The following is a 3,195-nucleotide window of genomic DNA, read 5'->3' on the forward strand; positions in this document are numbered from 1 at the left end:
GATAAATGTCACGCTTTAGGATATTCCAGACCCCCGTAAATCAAGGCTTTTTTGACCGCCCTCAAAGGGTAGCCGATACATTTATCCTTTACCCCCGAAAACAGCGTTTTAACTGCGTAACAGGAAGCCACAGACAGGAGGTGAGAACCATAACCGATTACATCACAGCCGACACCATATTGCCCCGTTTTCTGCCCTATCCCTATTTTCTGCTGAAAATGGACTTGTCGCATACCGCAAGGCTGCTCTATGGGCTGCTTCTTGACCGTTCCACCCTCTCACAGAAGAACGGCTGGCAGGACAGCGAGGGCAGGACGTATATTGTCTATCCCGTTTCGGAGATAACGGAAATGCTGGATAAAGGCAGCACCGCCATAAAAAGCGCACTGAACGAGCTGGACGCTGCCGGGCTTCTGGTGAGGGAACGCCGGGGCTTTTCCGCACCGAACCGCCTTTATGTGAAAATACCGCAAGTGCCAGTGGTACAGTTTTCCGACCATATGACAGCCATACAGCCGGAAAACCGACCCTCTGATAGCCGGAAAAGCGACCCTCATAAGGACGGAAAACCGACCTTTGCGTTGGACGGAAAACCGACCCCTAACCAACTTACTATAAACCAACTAAAAGAGAACCAACGAAAAGGAGTGAGTGGGGAGCAGCCCGCACCCTTTGGCAGATATAAAAACCTTTTCCTCTCCGAATCCGAGTATGCGGAGCTGAAAGGGGAATACCCAGACAGGCTGGAACGGTTCATTGAGGAATTGAGCGAGTTCATAGCCGCCTACGGGAAAGTGTACGCCAACCATGCCGCCGCTGTTCGTATGTGGGCAAGACGTGACAGGAAAGGCACAGGAAAGAAAGGAATCCCCGATTATTCCTACAAAGAGGGCGAGAGCCTTTGACCGCATAGACACAACGCCCCGTAAACAGGGCGTAAAAAACCATGAACAAGGAGGAACGATTTTATGTGTGATTACAATAACGCCATTTTCCGGCTTGCCACGGCACAGGAAGCAGAGCCGGAGGACTACACGGGCGAGGACGGGCTTTTGTATTGCGGGAGCTGCCGCCAGCCCAAAGAAGCCTATTTTGCAGAGGGCAAGACGCTTTTCGGACGTGACCGCCACCCCAAAGAATGTGACTGCCAGCGGAAACGCCGGGAAACGCTGGAAGCCGCAGACTGGGAGCAGAAGCACCGGGAGGAAGTGGAACGGCTGAAAAGAAAAGGCTTCACCGACCCGGCTATGAGGGAATGGACTTTCGGGAACGACAACGGGAAATGCCCACAAATGCACAAAGCCTATTCCTATGCGGAGCAATGGGAACAGATAAGCACCGGGAACTATGGATTGATTTTGTGGGGGAATGTCGGCACGGGAAAAAGCTATTTTGCCGGGTGTATCGCTAACGCCCTTATGGAGCGTGAGATTTCCGTGTGCATGACGAACTTTGCCCTTATCCTCAACGACCTTGCCGCCAGCTACAAGGACAGGAACGAATATATCTCCCGCCTTTGCAGCTTCCCCTTGCTTATCCTTGACGATTTCGGCATGGAGCGTGGCACGGAATACGGCTTAGAGCAAGTCTATAACGTGATTGACAGCCGATACCGAAGCAGAAAGCCGTTAATAGTCACTACAAATTTGACGCTGGAAGAATTGCAGAACCCGGAGGACACGCCCCACGCCCGGATTTATGACCGCCTTATTGAAATGTGTACCCCCGTCCGCATTACCGGGGAAAATTTCAGAAAAGCCGCCGCAAGGGAGAAAATGGAACAGCTTAAAAAGCTGCTGAATGGAAAGGAGATTTGCCTATGACCGACACCAAGAAGAAAGACCGCCCCGCCCGCCGCCCGGATTGCGTGACCGAGGTACGCCGGGGGAACACCGTCCTTGTGGTTTCCGGCTATTTCAAACAAGGCACTACCGCCACCGCCGCCGACAAGATGATGAAAGTGCTGGAAGCGGAAAGCGTAGCCGGACACAAGCCGCCTTTTACCGCCTAAGTTGTGGCATGGAAAAGCGGTCATGCCGTGGAGCGTGACCGCTGGAATAGTAATAAATGACACCATGTTTATTTCTTGCTTGATTGCCGTATTTCATTTGCCAGCAGCACGATACCATACAAACCGCAAATCAGTAGAATTATATCTTCATAGGCATTGAAGATGACTGATTTTATTCCGGTCAATCCCCATATGGTCAGTAAAGCGAGGAGCAGCTTGTTTTTTCTTTTATAGCCAGCATAAACCGTCATGCTTATGCTGATTACGGGGCAAGGCATGATGTATGTTACCATTTGCGGGAAAGAATTACCTAAAAGAATGGAAACAAAAGGGTACGCTAAATAAAGCACCAGTAGAAACATCTGAAATGCGGTAGGTGTTTTGAGTATATCGTCCTTGTTATGCAGACTTTCGTATAGGAACAGAACACCGCAAGTGATATACAACGGAAATGCAAAAAATTTCTGAATAGGCTCTGTTCCATACCAAGCGAAAAATCCAATGCCTATAAAGAGGTTAATAATCCCAAGCGAGAATTTTGCCGCCCACTTTATTTTTTTTGTATAGGACAAAGCAACCGCTATGAGTAAAAAAATGAGTAATGCAATTTGGATTATCCATGTTTGTCTGTTGTAATTGCCGATAACATCCCAAAAAACTTGTGCGTCCATGTGTTGCCCCCGTAGATTTAGTTTGTCACTTTGTAACGAACTAAAGTATAGCATAAAAATTTGATATTTTCTATAATAAGCTACTTGCTATAAACCGTAACAAAAAACCGTGATATTTTTCGACATAAAGAAGCAAAAAGGACTGTACAGACAGCCCCGCCCTATGGTATACTAAGCCTACGGAATAGTGGGACTGGCTGTCGGAAACGGAGGACATTATGTTAAGACAGACCACCCAACAACTCATTACCGCCCTTTATCCGAGATTGTCGCACGAGGACGAGCTTTCCGGGGAATCCAATTCCATAAGCAACCAGAAGCGGATTCTGGAAGCCTACGCAAAACAGAACGGCTTTTCCAACCTCAAATGGTACACGGACGACGGATTCTCCGGGGCAAATTTTGTTGAGGTAAGATAACGATACCTTTTTTTGCAGAGGGTGTTATCTTACCTCTTTTTGATGTATGTTAGATAGCATAACTCTTTACGTCGGCTCCTATCTGTCTGAAATA

The 3,195-nt window shown here is 48.3% G+C and carries 4 protein-coding genes and 1 pseudogene; 4 read left to right on the top strand and 1 reads right to left on the bottom strand.

The window, feature by feature from the left end; translation table 11 throughout:
• The first annotated feature begins 161 nt into the window (after positions 1–161).
• The 3 genes from D5281_RS24390 to D5281_RS24400 all read left to right on the top strand — a co-directional run bounded on the left by D5281_RS24390 (position 162) and on the right by D5281_RS24400 (position 2,011).
• On the top strand, positions 162–905 hold the full coding sequence (locus D5281_RS24390; RefSeq protein WP_330585325.1) for a replication initiator protein A: 744 nt from the start codon (positions 162–164) through the stop codon (positions 903–905).
• 63 nt (positions 906–968) lie between these two features.
• A complete protein-coding gene (locus D5281_RS24395; RefSeq protein WP_016220904.1) occupies positions 969–1,823 on the top strand; it encodes an ATP-binding protein in 855 nt (284 codons plus the stop codon).
• On the top strand, positions 1,820–2,011 hold the full coding sequence (locus tag D5281_RS24400; RefSeq protein WP_160562458.1) for a transposon-encoded TnpW family protein: 192 nt from the start codon (positions 1,820–1,822) through the stop codon (positions 2,009–2,011). Before D5281_RS24395 ends, D5281_RS24400 begins: the two co-directional genes overlap by 4 nt.
• A 68-nt stretch (positions 2,012–2,079) precedes the next feature.
• Here the strand turns inward: D5281_RS24400 and D5281_RS24405 are convergent, their stop codons facing one another.
• Positions 2,080–2,736 (bottom strand): DUF6064 family protein, encoded by a 657-nt coding sequence (locus D5281_RS24405; RefSeq protein WP_277935609.1) that lies wholly within the window; start codon positions 2,734–2,736, stop codon positions 2,080–2,082.
• Between the two features lie 164 nt (positions 2,737–2,900).
• Here D5281_RS24405 and D5281_RS24410 point away from each other — a divergent pair.
• Positions 2,901–3,086, top strand: a pseudogene (locus D5281_RS24410) (recombinase family protein); the annotation flags it as partial.
• Between the last annotated feature and the right edge of the window lie 109 nt (positions 3,087–3,195).

Source organism: Parablautia muri, from assembly GCF_009917485.1.
Lineage (GTDB): Bacteria > Bacillota > Clostridia > Lachnospirales > Lachnospiraceae > Suilimivivens > Suilimivivens muri.